The 15,913-nt window shown below is 53.5% G+C and carries 15 protein-coding genes; 4 read left to right on the forward strand and 11 right to left on the reverse strand.

The window, feature by feature from the left end; translation table 11 throughout:
* Positions 1-57 precede the first annotated feature (57 nt).
* The 8 genes from ACIPUG_RS07905 to ACIPUG_RS07940 form a co-directional block, all read right to left on the reverse strand.
* The gene (locus tag ACIPUG_RS07905) at positions 58-396 is read right to left on the reverse strand and encodes a type II toxin-antitoxin system RelE/ParE family toxin (protein ID WP_400338081.1); all 339 of its coding nucleotides are present in this window, start codon (positions 394-396) and stop codon (positions 58-60) included.
* Positions 347-607, reverse strand: a complete 261-nt coding sequence (locus ACIPUG_RS07910; RefSeq protein WP_039558289.1) for a type II toxin-antitoxin system ParD family antitoxin — start codon at positions 605-607, stop codon at positions 347-349. The genes ACIPUG_RS07905 and ACIPUG_RS07910 overlap by 50 nt, the downstream gene beginning before the upstream one ends.
* A gap of 228 nt (positions 608-835) precedes the next feature.
* Positions 836-1,978, reverse strand: coding sequence for a radical SAM family heme chaperone HemW (gene hemW / locus ACIPUG_RS07915; RefSeq protein ID WP_320696489.1), 1,143 nt, complete (start codon positions 1,976-1,978; stop codon positions 836-838).
* The gene (locus tag ACIPUG_RS07920) at positions 1,971-2,564 is read right to left on the reverse strand and encodes an XTP/dITP diphosphatase (protein ID WP_014916538.1); all 594 of its coding nucleotides are present in this window, start codon (positions 2,562-2,564) and stop codon (positions 1,971-1,973) included. The genes hemW and ACIPUG_RS07920 overlap by 8 nt, the downstream gene beginning before the upstream one ends.
* Positions 2,565-2,581: 17 nt before the next feature.
* Positions 2,582-2,872, reverse strand: coding sequence for a DUF167 family protein YggU (gene yggU, locus ACIPUG_RS07925; protein ID WP_010279110.1), 291 nt, complete (start codon positions 2,870-2,872; stop codon positions 2,582-2,584).
* Positions 2,869-3,423, reverse strand: coding sequence for a YggT family protein (locus ACIPUG_RS07930; RefSeq protein WP_010295003.1), 555 nt, complete (start codon positions 3,421-3,423; stop codon positions 2,869-2,871). Before ACIPUG_RS07930 ends, yggU begins: the two co-directional genes overlap by 4 nt.
* A 48-nt stretch (positions 3,424-3,471) precedes the next feature.
* A complete protein-coding gene (gene proC / locus ACIPUG_RS07935; RefSeq protein WP_400338130.1) occupies positions 3,472-4,293 on the reverse strand; it encodes a pyrroline-5-carboxylate reductase in 822 nt (273 codons plus the stop codon).
* Positions 4,294-4,387: 94 nt separating this feature from the next.
* Positions 4,388-5,101, reverse strand: a complete 714-nt coding sequence (locus tag ACIPUG_RS07940; protein WP_180788544.1) for a YggS family pyridoxal phosphate-dependent enzyme — start codon at positions 5,099-5,101, stop codon at positions 4,388-4,390.
* A gap of 20 nt (positions 5,102-5,121) precedes the next feature.
* Here ACIPUG_RS07940 and ACIPUG_RS07945 point away from each other — a divergent pair, with 20 nt between their 5' ends.
* The gene (locus ACIPUG_RS07945) at positions 5,122-6,138 is read left to right on the forward strand and encodes a type IV pilus twitching motility protein PilT (protein ID WP_075278317.1); all 1,017 of its coding nucleotides are present in this window, start codon (positions 5,122-5,124) and stop codon (positions 6,136-6,138) included.
* Here ACIPUG_RS07945 and ACIPUG_RS07950 read toward each other — a convergent pair.
* Positions 6,107-7,939 (reverse strand): diguanylate cyclase, encoded by a 1,833-nt coding sequence (locus ACIPUG_RS07950; protein WP_400338084.1) that lies wholly within the window; start codon positions 7,937-7,939, stop codon positions 6,107-6,109. The genes ACIPUG_RS07945 and ACIPUG_RS07950 overlap by 32 nt on opposite strands.
* A gap of 526 nt (positions 7,940-8,465) precedes the next feature.
* On the reverse strand, positions 8,466-10,037 hold the full coding sequence (locus ACIPUG_RS07955) for a methyl-accepting chemotaxis protein (protein ID WP_400338087.1): 1,572 nt from the start codon (positions 10,035-10,037) through the stop codon (positions 8,466-8,468).
* Between the two features lie 343 nt (positions 10,038-10,380).
* Here ACIPUG_RS07955 and nsrR point away from each other — a divergent pair, with 343 nt between their 5' ends.
* From nsrR to rlmB, 3 genes are all read left to right on the forward strand, one after another.
* Positions 10,381-10,806 (forward strand): nitric oxide-sensing transcriptional repressor NsrR, encoded by a 426-nt coding sequence (nsrR, locus tag ACIPUG_RS07960; RefSeq protein WP_010279087.1) that lies wholly within the window; start codon positions 10,381-10,383, stop codon positions 10,804-10,806.
* 41 nt (positions 10,807-10,847) lie between these two features.
* Positions 10,848-13,304, forward strand: coding sequence for a ribonuclease R (gene rnr, locus ACIPUG_RS07965; RefSeq protein WP_039465948.1), 2,457 nt, complete (start codon positions 10,848-10,850; stop codon positions 13,302-13,304).
* A 103-nt stretch (positions 13,305-13,407) separates the two neighbouring features.
* On the forward strand, positions 13,408-14,139 hold the full coding sequence (gene rlmB / locus ACIPUG_RS07970; protein WP_010279080.1) for a 23S rRNA (guanosine(2251)-2'-O)-methyltransferase RlmB: 732 nt from the start codon (positions 13,408-13,410) through the stop codon (positions 14,137-14,139).
* A 55-nt stretch (positions 14,140-14,194) separates the two neighbouring features.
* Here rlmB and ACIPUG_RS07975 read toward each other — a convergent pair whose 3' ends face one another.
* A complete protein-coding gene (locus ACIPUG_RS07975; protein WP_400338089.1) occupies positions 14,195-15,730 on the reverse strand; it encodes a methyl-accepting chemotaxis protein in 1,536 nt (511 codons plus the stop codon).
* Positions 15,731-15,913 lie beyond the last annotated feature (183 nt).

Here is a 15,913-nt window from a genome sequence, read left to right on the forward strand (position 1 = left end):
CGTGAAAACGGTCAGTTCAAGTCTGAGCGAATGCAGCTTATGGTCGCAGAAAATGGCTCATAGCCACTTAAGATGCCGCACAATGTCCTGCGACTGATGAAGTATTCGAACAACAATGACGCTGTCTGTTTCGTATAGAAAAAATAGCGTATGTCTGGCGACGGGAAATGAGTACAAACCTGGCCCAAGCTCCTTACGTTCGATGCCTATCTTGTTGTGCCTGATAGCGGTAAACGCGTGTTCGATGGTTTCCAGATAGGCCTCAGCTTTTTCTTCATTAAAATGCTGAAGGCCGTAGAGGTAAATAGCCTCTAGGTCGCGTTGTGCCAGCGGTGTTAGCTTGATTTTATCGGGTGGTCGTTCGCGTCCTGTTTCTGATTTTTTGCAAGAACTCATCTTTATTCCACTCCTGTGGCTCTCCGCTGTTTATCCCTTCAGCGATTAACTGACGCAGCGTTTGCAGATCTGACTCTGCCTGTTTTTCCCGTAGCATTCTCAGCGCTTCCCGAATGACTTCACTTTGCGTGCGGTAATCACCGGATTCCACCAGCGATTCCACGTAATGACGAAGTTCATCTCCAAGGTCAATTGTCATGGTTCTGGCCATCATGCCTCCGGTTTTCAAATGTAAGATTTATTCTTATCAGAAGCCTGTAGCGTACTTAACGATGGCATCATCGTCCAGCACAAGGAAAAAGGATTTTCATGCTGCGTGCAAATGGCGCGTGATGGAAAAGGGAGGAGGCTCGACATAAGCGCTGTAAGCGTTGCAAAAGGAGATATAGGGTGGGAAGCGGTGGGCAGGTTTTCTGTGATAAACCTGCCCACTGGATGATTATTCTTCTTCCGCCAGAAACAGCTCCAGCAGGGAGTTCAGAAACAGTTTACCGTGCTCGGTGATTTGCCAGTGCGTGTCGGTTTCCGTGAGGTAGCCTTGTGCCAATGCCTGATCTAATTGCGGACGGATGATGTGCTCTTCCAGACCGGTGTACGCCGTGAAATCCGCGCGCGGAGCGGCTTCCAGCAGGCGAAAGCGGTTCATGAAAAACTCAAAAGGCCGATCGTCGTTAGCAACGTCGTGCTGTTTATCCAGATACGTGCCCTGCATATAGCCACGCGGATGACGGACTTTGACCGTGCGCAGAATGCGGCCGTCGCTGAAGGTCAGCTTACCGTGTGCCCCGCAGCCAATCCCCAAATAGTCACCGAAGCGCCAGTAGTTCAGGTTGTGCTGGCACTGATAGTCCGGTTTGGCATAGGCAGAGGTTTCATATTGCTGGTAACCCGCGGCGCTCAGTAGCGCATGGCCCTGCTCGTAGATGTCCCACAGCGCGTCGTCGTCCGGCAGCGTCGGCGGGCGCGAGCTAAACAGCGTATTGGGTTCAATCGTCAACTGATACCACGATAAATGCGGTGGATTGAGCGCAATGGCCTGACGCAGGTCGTCCAGCGCTTCGTCCAGCGATTGATCCGGCAAGCCGTGCATCAGGTCCAGATTAAAGCTGCGCAACCCCAGACCGGCCGCCAGGTGCGCGGCACGTTTGGCCTCGTCCGGGCCGTGAATACGCCCGAGGCGCGTCAGCTTTTGTGGATCGAAACTCTGCACGCCGATGGAGATACGGTTAATCCCCGCGCGCTGATAGCCGCTGAAACGGTCGGCTTCAACCGTACCGGGGTTGGCTTCCATCGTAATTTCGGCATCCGGCGTTAACGGAATTCTTGCCCGCACACCGTCGAGCAGCGCCTGCATTGCCTCTGCGCTCAGCAGGCTAGGCGTGCCGCCGCCGATAAAGATCGAGTGCAGCTCACGACCGCTCGCCAGCGGCAAATCGGCATCCAGATCCGCCAGCAGGTGATTGACATATTCCTGATGCGGCACGTCGCCTTTCAGCGCGTGAGAGTTGAAGTCGCAATACGGACATTTCTGTACGCACCACGGAATATGGATGTACAGGCTGAGCGGGGGAAGCTTAAGCATTGCGTAGCGCATCCAGCAGCAGGCGCAGCGCCTGGCCGCGATGAGACTGCGCGTTCTTCTCTTCACGCGTCAGTTCCGCCGCTGTTTTACCCAGCTCCGGCACGAAGAAGATCGGATCATAGCCGAAGCCGCCGCTGCCCGCCGCTTCATGCGTCAGCACACCCTGCCAGCTACCGTGGCAGACAATCGGCGTCGGGTCTTCCGCGTGGCGCAGATACACCAGCACGCAGTGGAAGCTGGCGCGGCGCTGTTCGTCTGGTACGTCTTTTAGTGTTAGCAGTAGCTTATCCAGATTTTGCTGGTCGCTGGCATCCACGCCCGCGTAGCGTGCCGAGTAAATGCCCGGTGCGCCGCCCAGTGCATCGACAGCCAGCCCGGAATCATCGGCAATGGCTGGCAGTCCCGTGATGTGCGCCGCATGACGTGCTTTCAGGATGGCGTTTTCGATAAAGGTCAGGCCGGTTTCTTCGGCGGAATCCACGCCCAGTTCGGTCTGCGCCACAATATCCAGACCGAAATCGGCCAGCAAGCTGGCGAGCTCGCGCACTTTACCGGGGTTTCCGGTAGCCAAAACCACTTTTTGCATCGTCTTGTCCTGCGTATTTATTCAATGAAGTCCGCGACGTCAGCCGGGATGTGTTGCGGATGGGTAATTCTAATCTGTTTATGCCGCCCGAGTTCGCCTTTTTCAATCACGACCAGACTCTTGGCGACCCGAAACTGTTTGGCGAGAAATTTGGTCAGATGGGCATTGGCCTGCCCATCAACCGGTGGTGCGGTGATGGCGACTTTTAGCTCGTCGCCATGCAAACCCACGATCTGATCCCGGCTGGCTTTCGGCTGAATATACAGCCGAATCACCAGCGCATCGCCGTGGCGGGTAATCGCACTCACAGCAGGAACCACAGCCCCGGGAACAGATCCATGCCCAGATAATTGAGCATATACAGAATCAGAATGACGGCCATCGCAGAGAAATCAATGCCACCCATAACCGGAATAATGCGGCGGAGCGGTGCCATTAGCGGTTCGGTCAACTGATGCAGCAGGTATTCAATAGGGCTACGGCCCTGACTGACCCAGCTCATGATGGAACGGATGATGATGACCCAGAAAACCAGATAGCCCGCGGATTTAATCAGCGAAATCAGCCCGACCAGCAGGTTCATTGGGCTAAGGGAAATCGCGCCAACCTGAATCAACAGCAGTAACGGGTATTTGATCGTCGTGAGAATAAAGGCCAGCAGCAGCGAGGCGCTGTCAATTGGCCCTAACGACGGCAGAATGCGGCGCAGCGGTCCGACAATCGGCTGGGTGATTTTGACGACAAACTGTGACAGCGGGTTATAGAAATCGCTGCGTGACCACTGCATCCAGATGCGCAGCAGCAGGACCATTACATAGAGGTCGACTAGCGTTTTGACCAGAAAAGTCAGGGTGAGCATAAGTACGTCTTTTCCTTATAAGATAAAGAATCGGGGAACCCGCTGTGGTTAAAAAAGCGTTTCCATTTCCTGTGCGCGAGCAATTGCCGCTTGCATGGCCTCAGCCACGGTTTGCGTCAACTGCTGTTCGTTAAATACTCGCAGAGCTTCTGCCGTGGTGCCGCCCTTAGAGGTGACATTCTCCCGCAGGGTCGACAGTGGCGTATCCGGATTGGCTTCAACCAGCGCGGCAGCACCGGAAGCGGCCTGCTGCACCAACAGGCGAGCTGTTTCCTGGCTGAACCCCTGACGGATGGCTTCCTGCTGCATCGCTTCCATAAATAGGAAGAAATAGGCCGGTGCGCTGCCCGCCGCGGCGATCACGCTGTTGATACCTGGCTCGCTATCCACCCAGCAAATTTTACCGACGCTCTGCATCAGTTGTGCCGTGAAATCTTTATCAGCCTGACTGACGGAGGCGGGGGCATACATTCCGCTCATGCCTTTGCCGACCAGAGATGGCGTGTTTGGCATAATCCGCACGATATTCAGTGGTTCGCCCAGCAGCGCCTGAAAACGCGCGACGTTGATGCCTGCGGCAATCGACAGCACCAGCTTACCGCTGAAGTTGACTTGTTCACGCAGCGGTTCGCAAACCGTTGCCATCATCTGCGGTTTGACGGCCAGCACAATAACGTCCGCTTCCTGAGCGCAGCGTACATTGTCCGCGCTGCTGATCACGCCATACTGTGCAGCCAGCGCATCGCGATTCTTACCCGAAGGCGCGCAGACGCTGATGTGTTGAGCGGGATAACCGCCGTTGACCAATCCGGCGATAATGGCCTGCGCCATGTTTCCGGCACCAATAAACGCTATTTTACGTTGTTGCATCTGCATTATCGCTAATCACCTGTTCCGTTTGTATTCTGTCAAAGATGACGTGCCGTTTAGCGCGTACTCCTGTTTATGGACCTTTTACTGACAGTTAGGCGCTTTTGGCTGAATAGTCGCGCGCGCCAAAGATTGCCGTACCAATACGCACCATCGTGCTGCCGGCGGTAATCGCCGCGCGCATGTCGTCCGTCATCCCCATAGAAAGTGTATCAATATGCGGATAATTTGCGGACAACGTTTGCAACAGCGCGGCCATTTGTTTGAAAACAGCCAACTGCTTTTCGTAATCGGTTTCCGGTGCCGGAATCGCCATCAGGCCACGCAGACGCAGGTTGGGCAGTGCGGCGACGCTGGCGGCAAGCTCTGCTAATTCATCCACCATAATGCCTGATTTGCTCTGCTCGCTGCTGATATTAATCTGCAACAGAACGTTTAACGGCGGCAAGGTGGTCGGGCGCTGTTCGCTCAGACGCTGCGCGATGCGCAGGCGATCCACGGTGTGAAACCAGTCAAAATTCTCGGCCACCAGTCGACTTTTATTTGACTGTAGCGGGCCGATAAAGTGCCACTCCAACGGCGTGTCTGGGTGGTTTTTCTGGAAATAATGGATCTTCTCCACGCCTTCCTGGACATAGTTCTCGCCAAACGCCCGTTGCCCTGCCGCAATAGCTTCTTCGATCGCGCTCACAGGTTTGGTTTTACTGACTGCAAGTAGCGTAATTTCTTCTGGCGCCCGTGCGCAATGCGCTGCGGCGGTGGCGATTTGCTGCCGGATGTCCTGTAGATTCTGCTGGATTGTCGTCATGGTTATTCAGGAGGTTATCTATGGAGTTGGATGAGTGGATGGCGCGTAGTGTAAAACATAATGCCTCGGATCTGCACCTTTGTAGCGGTCACCCGCCGGTGCTGCGTGTGGACGGGCGGCTACAGCCTGAAAATACCTTACCACGTTTAACGTCGGATCAGGTGGCACAATGGTGCGATGCCTGGCTCGAACCGGCTCAGCGCGAGCAACTTCGACAGGCCGGTCAAGTGGACGGGGCATTAATGCTGCCCGATGGACAACGCCTGCGGGTGAATGTGTTTCGCCAGCGTGAAGGGCTGTCTGCGGCGCTGCGTATTATCCCGTCCGTTCAACCTTCATTGGCGGCGCTACAGGCACCCCCCGTTCTCTCTACGCTGCTGGAGAAACCGAACGGACTGATCCTGATTACCGGTGCGACGGGGAGCGGTAAATCCACGACGCTGGCGGCCATGCTTGGGGCGTTAAACGACAGCAGCGATCGCCATGTGATTACGTTGGAGGATCCGATCGAGTTTATCCATGCCAGCCGACGTTGCCTGATTCAACAGCGGGAGATTGGTGCGCACAGTGCGTCCTTTGCGCAGGCGCTACGTGCTGCATTGCGGGAGGATCCCGATGTTATTCTGCTGGGCGAATTGCGCGATACGGAGACGATTCGACTGGCGCTGACGGCGGCGGAAACCGGCCATCTGGTGTTGTCGACGCTGCATACACGTAGTGCATCGCAGGCGGTCGATCGTCTGATTGACGTCTTTCCCGGTGAAGAGAAAGCCTATGTTCGCAGCCAGTTAGCTACCTGTTTGCAGGCCGTGGTGACGCAAAGGCTGTTTCCCGCTGCGCAAGGTGGTCGAATTGCGCTTTATGAAGTGCTGACGGCGACGGCGGCAGTCAGTAACCTGATTCGGGAAGGGAAAACGCACCAGCTTCCCGGCCTGATTCAAACCGGAGCCGCTGCGGGAATGCAAACGTTCGAGCAAAGCTACCAGCAGCGCTGTCGGGATGGGCTTATTTCACACAGTTGCGACCTTGCCGTTTAGCCGCATAGAGTTTTTCATCGGCTAACTGAATCCAGTCCTCAACGGAAGCAAGATCGGAACGGTAGACGGCAATGCCTGCGCTAATCGTGAAGCGCAGATTCTGGCGATCGTATTCCAGCGTATGTTGCTCAATTGCTTGACGAATACGCTCAATCGTTACCACCGCCGTTTGGTAAGAGACGTCTTTTAACAGAATGATGAACTCCTCACCACCAAGGCGGGCGACCAGATCTTCCTGACGTAGCGACATGCGCATGAGCATCGCCAGCTCTTTGAGGACAGCATCGCCAGCCAGATGGCCGTACTGATCGTTAATGCTTTTGAATAAATCGATATCGATAATCGCCAGACAGCTTTTGTCCGTGTGTTGGCTTTGCTGCTTGAGGAGAAAAAAATCGCTGGCCTGTTCGAAGAAGCTACTGCGATTCGGCAGTCCGGTAAGAAAATCATGCCCCGCGTTAAAGCGCAGAGAGGCTTCTATCTGCGTGCGTTCATCCTCCAGCGAGCGCGCGTGGATGATGATGCCGAGTGTTTTCACCAGCGGTGCCAATAGCTCGATCATCGTTTGATCGTAACCTTCCCGGCGGTTAGCCAGCGCGATCATCCCGATCGCTTTGCCGTTGTGGGTGATAGGAATGCCAAGCAGGGAATACAGCGCGGGATGAATAGGTGGAAGGTCTCGGCCAGCTTTTTGTCTCAGCAGGTTATTGGTGCACACCACCGTATTGTGGGTCACCACGTGGCCAAACAGATTATCCAGCTTACGGAGCCTCAGGCCGCCGTGGGCTCTGCGCTGGTGCCTGTACCAGTTCAGGGTTTCGTCATCCCAGGCAAGGTTGGAGATTGCGGGAAGATAGAGCGACTGGCCGTTTTCATCTTCCTGCAATGTGGCAATGAAGCCAAAGGTGCTGTTGGTGACGCTCAGCAGCCGCTCAAAGACTTTATCGCAGGCGGAAGGCAGGTTGTGGTCGAGCAGAAAGCTGTCGTGGACTGACAGCAGGATATCGAGAATGATGCCTTGCTGATGGGCTTTCTTTTCGGTTTCGACGTTTTGCGTGATGTTGTGAGCATATTTAATGATTTTTCTCACATTGCCGTCGCTATCCATGACCGGGCTATAAGTTGCCTGTATCCAGAATGAATGGCTGTCTTTGCCCAACTGGTGGAAGCGCCCGCTGATGGGATGGCCGCGATGCAAGGTTTCCCAGAATGTTTGATAGTCGGCTTGTTCGGTATAAAGAGGATCGCAGAGTGACTTGTGGTGCAGGCCGAGAATTTCCTTCCCTTCGTAGCCCGTCAGCATCAGATAGTGTTTATTGACGTGGGTAATATAGCCGTCTTTATCAAACTCGATCACGCCTTGCGAATTTTCAATCGCGTCTAGCTGTGCCCGATGCTCCGACATCAGACGCTTTTCCTGAGTAATATCGAGCGCCAGTTTGATGACGCCAACGCGGCGACCTGAATGATCAATAATGGGCGTATAGGCGGCGTGGAGCCAAATGATGTCTCCTTTTTGGGTTTTCCGTTGGAATTCCCCTGCGTTAATATTCCCTTTAATCACATCGTGCCAGAAGTGGTCATGTTTTTGACGCTGTGCTTCTGGCAGAAAAAGCGTGTGGCTTTTCTGAATAATGTCTTCTTTTTTGTAGCCCAGCATTTTGCAAAAAAGAGGATTGGCTTCAATCAATTTCCCTGCCAGGTCGAATTCGGCGATGGCATAAACGGAATTGAGCGCGTGCAGTTTGGCTTCATTGTCAAACCTGGTAATCAAATCAACATCAACTGACTGATTATTCATGTTTATATTTGCCTATATTCTTTCTGTCTTTACCCTTGATTCGCTGTTGTCAGAGGCATCCGTTTTATCATGATGCCATCTGTGATGTTATCGGGTGATTGGCAGTCCCCTTTTTTTACGCGAAAACCAATGGGTCGAATTAATAAAATAGCGCGCTATTAATTAAATTAATAAATATTATGTCGATATATAATTAATAGACTAAAACGCATGATGAATATTACCAATAAGAGATGTCTCTGATTGTCTTTTTATTCAATGTATTGCCGTCATTGATTTTTCCGCTTTCATGCAGAAACTCTATTTATACGCTTATGTGTAAAAACAGAGAATAGCGGTAAAAAAATAATACTCAAATTATCTGAAAGTATACCTATGAAATAGGTGTGTCGGGAGGGAAAAGGGTTCCTGCTTTTTCTCATTATTTGTTCAATTTTTTAGGGAATATGTGGAAGCGGGGATATCTGCGGGGGGATGCCTATGGCCAGCGCTAGGCTGACCATAGGCGGTGCAATCCATCAGTAGATTAGGAAAGGCGAGGCTCTACCTGAAACAGTGCCATAGACCGCATGAGCTGTTGAGACTGCTGCTCCAGCGACTGTGTAGTCGCGGATGAGGCTTTGACGAGCTGCGCGTTGTGCTGAGCGACTTTATCGATCTGTGTGAAGGCGACGTTAACCTGCTCAATACCGCGATGCTGTTCTTGCGTGGCGGTGGAAATATCCCGCATCAGCTGTGTAATACGGATGATTTCGTCGGTCACTTCATCCATGGTTTCACCGGCTTTAGTGGCTAATTCAAGCCCTTCGGACACGCGCGTCTGGGAATCCAAAATCAATGCGCGGATCTCTTTCGCCGCCTGTGCGCTATGCTGCGCCAGATTACGCACTTCTCCGGCGACGACGGCAAAGCCTCTGCCTTGTTCGCCAGCGCGAGCGGATTCAACGGAGGCGTTCAGCGCCAGAATGTTGGTCTGGAATGCGATGCCGTCAATGACGCTGAGAATGTCATTGATGCGCTTGGCGCTGGTGGCGATCTCCTGCATTTTTTCAATGACGTAACAGACGGACTCGTTGCTGCGGCTGCTGGTGTTCGAGACATTATTGGCAAGCTGATGCGCGAGTTCCGCGTGATCGGCATTGAGTTTCACCGTCGCGCTCAATTGCTCCATGCTCGCTGCCGTCTGTTCCAGTGCAGCAACGGATTCTTCGGTGCGTTGGGAAAGCTGAGCGTTTTCTTCAAACAGTTCGCGGCTACCGAGATCGATTTGCGTGCTGGCGTCGCGTACCTGACTGACCGACTCCAGCAGCGCACCCTGCATGCGGCCGATAGCATCATTAAGTCGACCCAGTTCGTTGTCTCCGCCCTGAATCAGGCGGCGGGTCAGATTACCGGCGGCCACCTGCTCCAGTTGCTCAATGGCATAGTCCAGCGGTTTGAGCAACATGTGCCGTAGCGCGACCCAGGCTAATGCCACCAGCGTGATAGACAGCAGGCAGGCGATGGCTATGAGCAACAGCATGATGCGCTCGTTGCTCTCGGACTGTGCCAGCCCCTGTTCGGACAGCTGTTGGGCGTACTGACGGAAATTCTGGATTGATAAATCAAAGGCTTCGCTCAGCGGGCCGAGCTGTTTTTCCAGAACTTCATAATATTCGTCGGTATACTGCTTTTGCAGTGCGCTCAGCATCGGGGTCATGCCCTGCTGAAAATAGGCCTGATAGGTTTTCAATACGTCCTGCGCCAGCGCCTGCTGTTTGGGATCGGCATTGGCCGATTCGATCACGCGTGCAATATCTTCCTGCGATTGGCGAAGATGCTTCTCTACGACTCCGGTTTCCTTGGCTCCGTCGTCCAGCAGGCCGATTTCGATCTTCCTGACGGCGAGCGTTGCCGAGGCACGTGCGCTGAGCGTCTGGTTATAGCCGCTCATCAGGTTGCCCAGCTCAATGCCCTGAATCTGATTTTGTGCTGTCAGCGTTTCCCTGTCTTTCTTAATCGCGACAACGCCCATACTGCTGACGATAAGCAGCAACAGGGTAGTGAGCAGCAATAACGTTAATAAGCCGGTACGAATAGAAATATTTTTCAACCCCATGGTGTCCTTTTCCTTACGCCGCCTTCGTGGGTGATCACCCAGTCATCATTGGATGTGGTGTGTGCAACAGAAGAGAATACGTTATCTGTGTTGCGGTGAGATAAAATTAAAAAGATATGGCAGGCGTAAAAAGGGACGGGCAAGAAGGGTGTAACCGAGCGCTTCCCGCAACACAGGCTTCTCTCGTCACGGGTTTCTCTCAACACAGGTTTCTCTCAACACAAAGGGTATAAATAATTAGCCGTAGCGTTTACGCCTGGTTTATTATCTGTTAATAGCGTTGGTTTTTCAGGGGCGTACTCAATACGCCAGTCAATGATACCCAGAGGTATCCGAGGTTTATGTGCAGTTAACAAGTTTTACGGATTATGGTTTGCGAGCGCTGATTTACATGGCGTCGCTGCCGGGCGGGAAAATGACCAGCATTTCGGAAGTCACGGAAGTGTATGGCGTGTCCCGTAATCATATGGTCAAAATTATCAATCAACTTAGTCGTGCTGGGTTGGTGATGGCCGTGCGCGGCAAGAATGGCGGTATCCGTCTTGGAAAACCGGCAGAAACCATCCGAATTGGCGATGTCGTGCGCGAATTGGAGCCGCTCACGCTGGTTAACTGTAGCCATGAATTTTGCCACATTACGCCGGCCTGTCGCTTAAAGCAGGTGCTTCAACAAGCGGTACAAAATTTCCTGCATGAGCTGGATCAATACACGTTGGCTGATATGGTCAAAGAAAACCCGCCGCTTTATAAATTATTGTTGGTTGAATGAATTTTGTTCAGCCTCCTGCTGATGACAACGGAGGAACCGCAATGTCACAAGATCCATTCCTGGAACGAGAAGCAGAAAAATACGAATCCCCCATCCCCAGTCGTGAATATATTTTGGCGCATATCGCCAAGCGCGATACCCCGATTAGCCGGGAAGAATTAGCCACCGACCTGCAATTAACCGGAGAAGACGCTCTCGAAGCGCTGCGCCGTCGCCTGCGTGCGATGGAGCGTGATGGTCAGCTTATTTTTACCCGCCGTCAGTGTTATGCGTTGCCGGAAAAACTCGATCTGCTGCGCGGTACGGTTATTGGTCACCGCGATGGTTTCGGCTTCCTGCGCGTGGAAGGCCGCAAAGACGATCTTTATCTGTCGGCCGAAGAGATGAAACGGGCGATTCACGGCGATGTAGTACTGGCACAGCCGCTGGGCGCGGATCGTAAAGGACGCCGTGAAGGGCGCATCGTGCGCGTGCTGGAACCGCGTACCGGACAAATTGTTGGCCGCTATTTTGTCGATGCTGGTGTTGGGTTCGTCGTACCGGATGACAGCCGCCTGAGCTTCGATATTCTGATCCCGAAAGAAGAAATTAACGGCGCTCGTATGGGCTTCGTGGTAGTGGTTGAGCTGACGCAACGCGCCACGCGCCGCACGAAAGCGGTGGGTAAGATCGTCGAAATCCTCGGTGACAACATGGGCACCGGGCTGGCGGTGGATATCGCCCTGCGTACCCATGATATTCCGCACACCTGGCCGCCGAAAGTGGAAGAGCAGGTAAAAGATCTCTCCGAAGAGGTACCGGAAGCCGCGAAAAAAGGCCGTGTGGACCTGCGTAAGCTGCCACTGGTGACGATTGACGGCGAAGATGCTCGCGATTTCGATGACGCGGTGCACTGTGAGCCGAAACGCGGCGGTGGCTGGCGCTTGTGGGTTGCGATTGCGGATGTGAGCTATTACGTTCGGCCGAATACGGCGCTCGACCATGAAGCGCGGGCGCGTGGCACCTCGGTGTACTTCCCGTCGCAGGTGGTGCCGATGCTGCCGGAAGTGTTGTCGAACGGACTCTGTTCGCTTAACCCGCAGGTCGATCGCCTGTGTATGGTCTGTGAAATGACCGTCTCGGCGCAGGGTAAGCTGTCGTCCTATAAGTTCTATGAAGCAGTGATGAGTTCACATGCGCGCCTGACCTACACCAAAGTGTGGAATATTCTGCAAGGCGACGCCGAACTGCGCGAGCACTACAAGCCGTTGGTAGGTGGGTTGGAAGAGCTACACCGCATGTACAAGGTGCTTGAACACGCGCGTGAAGTGCGTGGTGGCATCGCGTTTGAAACGGAAGAAGCGAAGTTCATTTTCAACGCTGAACGCCGTATCGATCGTGTGGAAGCGGTGGTGCGTAACGATGCGCACAAGCTGATCGAAGAGTGCATGATTCTGGCGAATATCTCCGCCGCGAAATTTGTGGAGAAAAACGAAGAGCCTGCGCTGTTCCGTGTGCACGATCAGCCGAGTGAAGACCATGTCTTAGCCCTGCGTAGCGTGTTGGGCGAACTGGGGCTGACGCTGAAAGGCGGAATGAAGCCACAGCCGAAAGATTACGCTGAATTGATGAATGAGTTGGCTGATCGTCCCGATCGGGAAATGCTGCAAACGATGCTGCTGCGTTCAATGAAGCAGGCGATTTATGACCCAGAGAACCGAGGCCACTTCGGTCTGGCATTAACGTCTTACGGCCATTTCACGTCACCGATTCGTCGTTATCCAGACCTGTCGCTGCACCGCGCCATTAAGTATCTCTTGAGCGATCGTCATGAGCGCTGGACGCCAACGGGCGGCTGGCATAGCGACATTAATGAGATGCTACAGCTGGGCATGCACTGCTCGATGACGGAGCGCCGTGCGGATGAAGCCACGCGTGACGTCGCGGACTGGCTGAAATGCGACTTTATGCAGGATCACGTGGGTGAGGTCTTTACGGGGATTATCTCCAGCGTGACCGGTTTTGGCTTCTTCGTGCGCCTGAAAGAGCTGTTTATCGATGGGTTGGTGCATGTTTCCACGCTGGATAATGACTACTACCGCTACGATAATATTGGCCAGCGACTGATCGGCGAATCGCGCGGGCAGGTTTATCGTCTGGGTGATGAAGTCGAAATTCGTGTTGAAGCCGTCCATATGGATGAGCGCAACATTGACTTCGCGTTGATTTCCAGCACGCGCAAGGTGCGTGGTGAAGGTAAAACTGCACGTGACCGTGTGAAGAAACCGGAGTCGCGTGAGGCCAAGCCAAGTCGACGTCGTCGCAGCGCGAGCAAAGCGCCGGCAAACTTTGAGCCGGATGCCGCATTCCGCAAAGAAGGCGAGAGCAACACGAAGTCGGATAAGTCAAAAGCCAAGCCGAAAAAGAACCGCGATAAAGCGAAAAAGAACGCGGAAAAAACGCGTAAAATCGCCGCCGCGACCAAAGCGAAACGCGCGAAGAAAAAATCTGCTGAGTAAGGTTAGCTAGCCCGCGCCCTCCACTGAGAAGGGGAGCGCGCGGGAAAACCCCTATCTCTACATTAACGGGCACCGCCTGTTATGGTTAATTTGAAGAGTATCAATGAGCGAAATTATTTACGGTATCCACGCGGTTAAGGCACTGCTTGAGCGCGATCCACAGCGTTTTCTGGAAGTTTTTGTTCTGAAAGGGCGCGACGATCGTCGCCTTCAGCCCGTGATTGCGGAGCTGGAAGCGCAGGGCATCGTCATTCAGGTGGCGAATCGCCAATGGCTGGATAAGCAGGCTGACGACGCGGTGCATCAGGGGATCGTAGCGAAAGTCAAAGAAGGGCGGAAATATCAGGAAAACGATCTGCCTGCGATGTTAGACAATCTGGAAACGCCTTTCCTGCTGATATTGGACGGCGTGACCGATCCACATAACCTGGGCGCTTGCCTGCGTAATGCGGATGGGGCTGGTGTGCATGCGGTGATTGTGCCACGCGATCGTTCCGCGCAGCTTAATGCGACGGTGAAGAAGGTGGCCTGCGGTGCGGCGGAAACCGTACCGGTTATCAGCGTGACCAATCTGGCCCGTACGATGCGCCTGTTGCAGGAGCGTAATATCTGGATCGTTGGCACAGCGGGTGAAGCGGATCATACGCTATACCAAAGCAAGCTGACCGGGCCGCTGGCGCTGGTCATGGGCGCGGAAGGGGAAGGTATGCGTCGTTTGACTCGTGAACACTGCGATGAATTGATCAGCATTCCGATGGCGGGCAGCGTGTCTTCACTGAATGTGTCGGTTGCCACGGGCGTGTGTCTGTTTGAAGCTGTGCGTCAGCGCGCGTAATCAGTGTCGCGAATGATAGTAAAGAGGTGCCCTGGGGCACCTCTTTTTCTTGGGGCTATGCAGCGGGACTCGCCAGCCTGTGAATGCCTTGTTGCGAAGGCTGTAAAAGCCGGAAGACGGAAACGGCGTCAGAAAGCACGATCGCCTGCTGTTCCAGCGACTGAGCGGCAGAAGAGGATTGCTCCACCAGCACGGTGTTTTGCTGCGTGTTCTGATCCATTTCTATAATGGCCCGACCAACCTGAGAAATGCCGCGATGCTGCTCGTCCGACGCGGTAGTAATGTCTTTCATAATGGCGTGGACCTGCGTCACTGACTGGACAATCCCTTCCATCGTTTTCCCTGCGCCGTTAACGAGTGCCGCGCCGTTATTAATCTGCGAAACCGACTCACCAATGAGCGTATCGATCTCTTTAGCTGCCTGCGCGCTGCGCTGTGCCAGATTACGCACTTCGCTGGCGACAACGGCGAAACCACGCCCTTGTTCACCGGCTCGTGCCGCCTCTACCGCAGCATTAAGCGCCAGGATATTGGTTTGAAACGCGATGCTGTTGATCATTGAGGTAATTTCAGCAATCCGGTGGGAGCTTTGCGCGATATCGTGCATGGTGTTGACGGCTTTAGAAACCTGCTCTCCCCCTTGATTCGCGGTGTCAGAAGCATCCATAACCAGTCGGTTGGCCTGATGGGCGTTATCCGCATTCTGTTTCACCGTTGACGTCAGCTGTTCCATACTGGCGGCGGTTTCTTCCAGTGCGGCGGCTTGTTGCGTTGTGCGAGAAGATAGATCGGTGTTACCGGCAGAAATTTCCCCAGCGGCATAGGAAATCTGGTTCGCGCTGAGGCGAATTTTATCAATCATGCTGTGCAGGTTGTTGTTCATCTGCCCCATGGCTGAAATCAACTGGCCTAATTCATCATGACGATCGTTGTGAAGCTGTATCGTGAGATCGCCTTCTGCAATCGCGCGGGTGGCATGTAACGCCTGATGCAGCGGGCGTACGATCTGCCGCGAGATAACGATGGCCGTGGTCAGACCGAGTATGATGGCAATCAGTGTAATCACGCCCAGCTGTATGTCGCTGCTAATGACGTTACGGCCCGCGCGGCTTTCTTCCGTGAAGTAAAGCTTATTGATATTTTCCTGCAACCCGGCCATCTGCTCGTTCAATTCACTGAGCCGCTGTTGGCTGACATCCGGGCTCATCACCTGCTGGCGCTGTGAAATATAAGCGTTGAGTGACGCACTGATATCCTGAATGGCGCTTTTGTCTTCCGCTGGCCAATGGCCCGTGTCGATCGCTTTCAGCAGCGCGGACAGCTCTTCCTTAATGTTACCGATCGCACTGTCATGCTGTTCCAGATACTGTGCTTTACGCTCCAGCGCATAACCAAAATTGCCTTCCCGCGCGACCACTGTTTTGTCATACATGGCGCCAAGACGGCTGATGCGTTTTAACGATTGGTCGCTATTGTGTAATCCGTAAAAGCCGACCATAGAGAGGATGACCCCCATGATGAGCAATAAACCAAACCCTACCAATAACTTGCGCGTTACAGACAGGTTTTGAAATGACATCCAGCGCAGCATAAACCTCTTCCTTTCGTTCATTAATTATTTACCGTCATCGCAGGTCAATAACGGATTAGTTGTTGTTGTGTGTTTGCATATAAAGCAGGTGATGAATGTGAAACAGGCACCTATCTGACTGATAAAAAATGCCTTATCTGTTATCGGCATTTCAGGCGCAATGCTTATCCGTTTTCTTAAAAA

It is taken from the genome of Pectobacterium sp. CHL-2024 (genome assembly GCF_044751765.1).
Lineage (GTDB): Bacteria > Pseudomonadota > Gammaproteobacteria > Enterobacterales > Enterobacteriaceae > Pectobacterium > Pectobacterium brasiliense.

Excerpts from the sequence above, each read along its gene's own strand:
- ACIPUG_RS07910 (WP_039558289.1), bottom strand. The coding sequence starts at position 607 with ATGGCCAGAACCATGACAATTGACCTTGGAGATGAACTTCGTCATTAC.
- ACIPUG_RS07950 (WP_400338084.1), bottom strand. The coding sequence starts at position 7,939 with ATGAATAATCAGTCAGTTGATGTTGATTTGATTACCAGGTTTGACAAT.
- ACIPUG_RS07905 (WP_400338081.1), bottom strand. The coding sequence starts at position 396 with ATGAGTTCTTGCAAAAAATCAGAAACAGGACGCGAACGACCACCCGAT.
- ACIPUG_RS07945 (WP_075278317.1), top strand. The coding sequence starts at position 5,122 with ATGGAGTTGGATGAGTGGATGGCGCGTAGTGTAAAACATAATGCCTCG.
- rnr (WP_039465948.1), top strand. The coding sequence starts at position 10,848 with ATGTCACAAGATCCATTCCTGGAACGAGAAGCAGAAAAATACGAATCC.
- rlmB (WP_010279080.1), top strand. The coding sequence starts at position 13,408 with ATGAGCGAAATTATTTACGGTATCCACGCGGTTAAGGCACTGCTTGAG.
- ACIPUG_RS07955 (WP_400338087.1), bottom strand. The coding sequence starts at position 10,037 with ATGGGGTTGAAAAATATTTCTATTCGTACCGGCTTATTAACGTTATTG.
- ACIPUG_RS07930 (WP_010295003.1), bottom strand. The coding sequence starts at position 3,423 with ATGCTCACCCTGACTTTTCTGGTCAAAACGCTAGTCGACCTCTATGTA.
- ACIPUG_RS07940 (WP_180788544.1), bottom strand. The coding sequence starts at position 5,101 with ATGACGACAATCCAGCAGAATCTACAGGACATCCGGCAGCAAATCGCC.
- ACIPUG_RS07975 (WP_400338089.1), bottom strand. The coding sequence starts at position 15,730 with ATGCTGCGCTGGATGTCATTTCAAAACCTGTCTGTAACGCGCAAGTTA.
- hemW (WP_320696489.1), bottom strand. The coding sequence starts at position 1,978 with ATGCTTAAGCTTCCCCCGCTCAGCCTGTACATCCATATTCCGTGGTGC.
- ACIPUG_RS07920 (WP_014916538.1), bottom strand. The coding sequence starts at position 2,564 with ATGCAAAAAGTGGTTTTGGCTACCGGAAACCCCGGTAAAGTGCGCGAG.
- proC (WP_400338130.1), bottom strand. The coding sequence starts at position 4,293 with ATGCAACAACGTAAAATAGCGTTTATTGGTGCCGGAAACATGGCGCAG.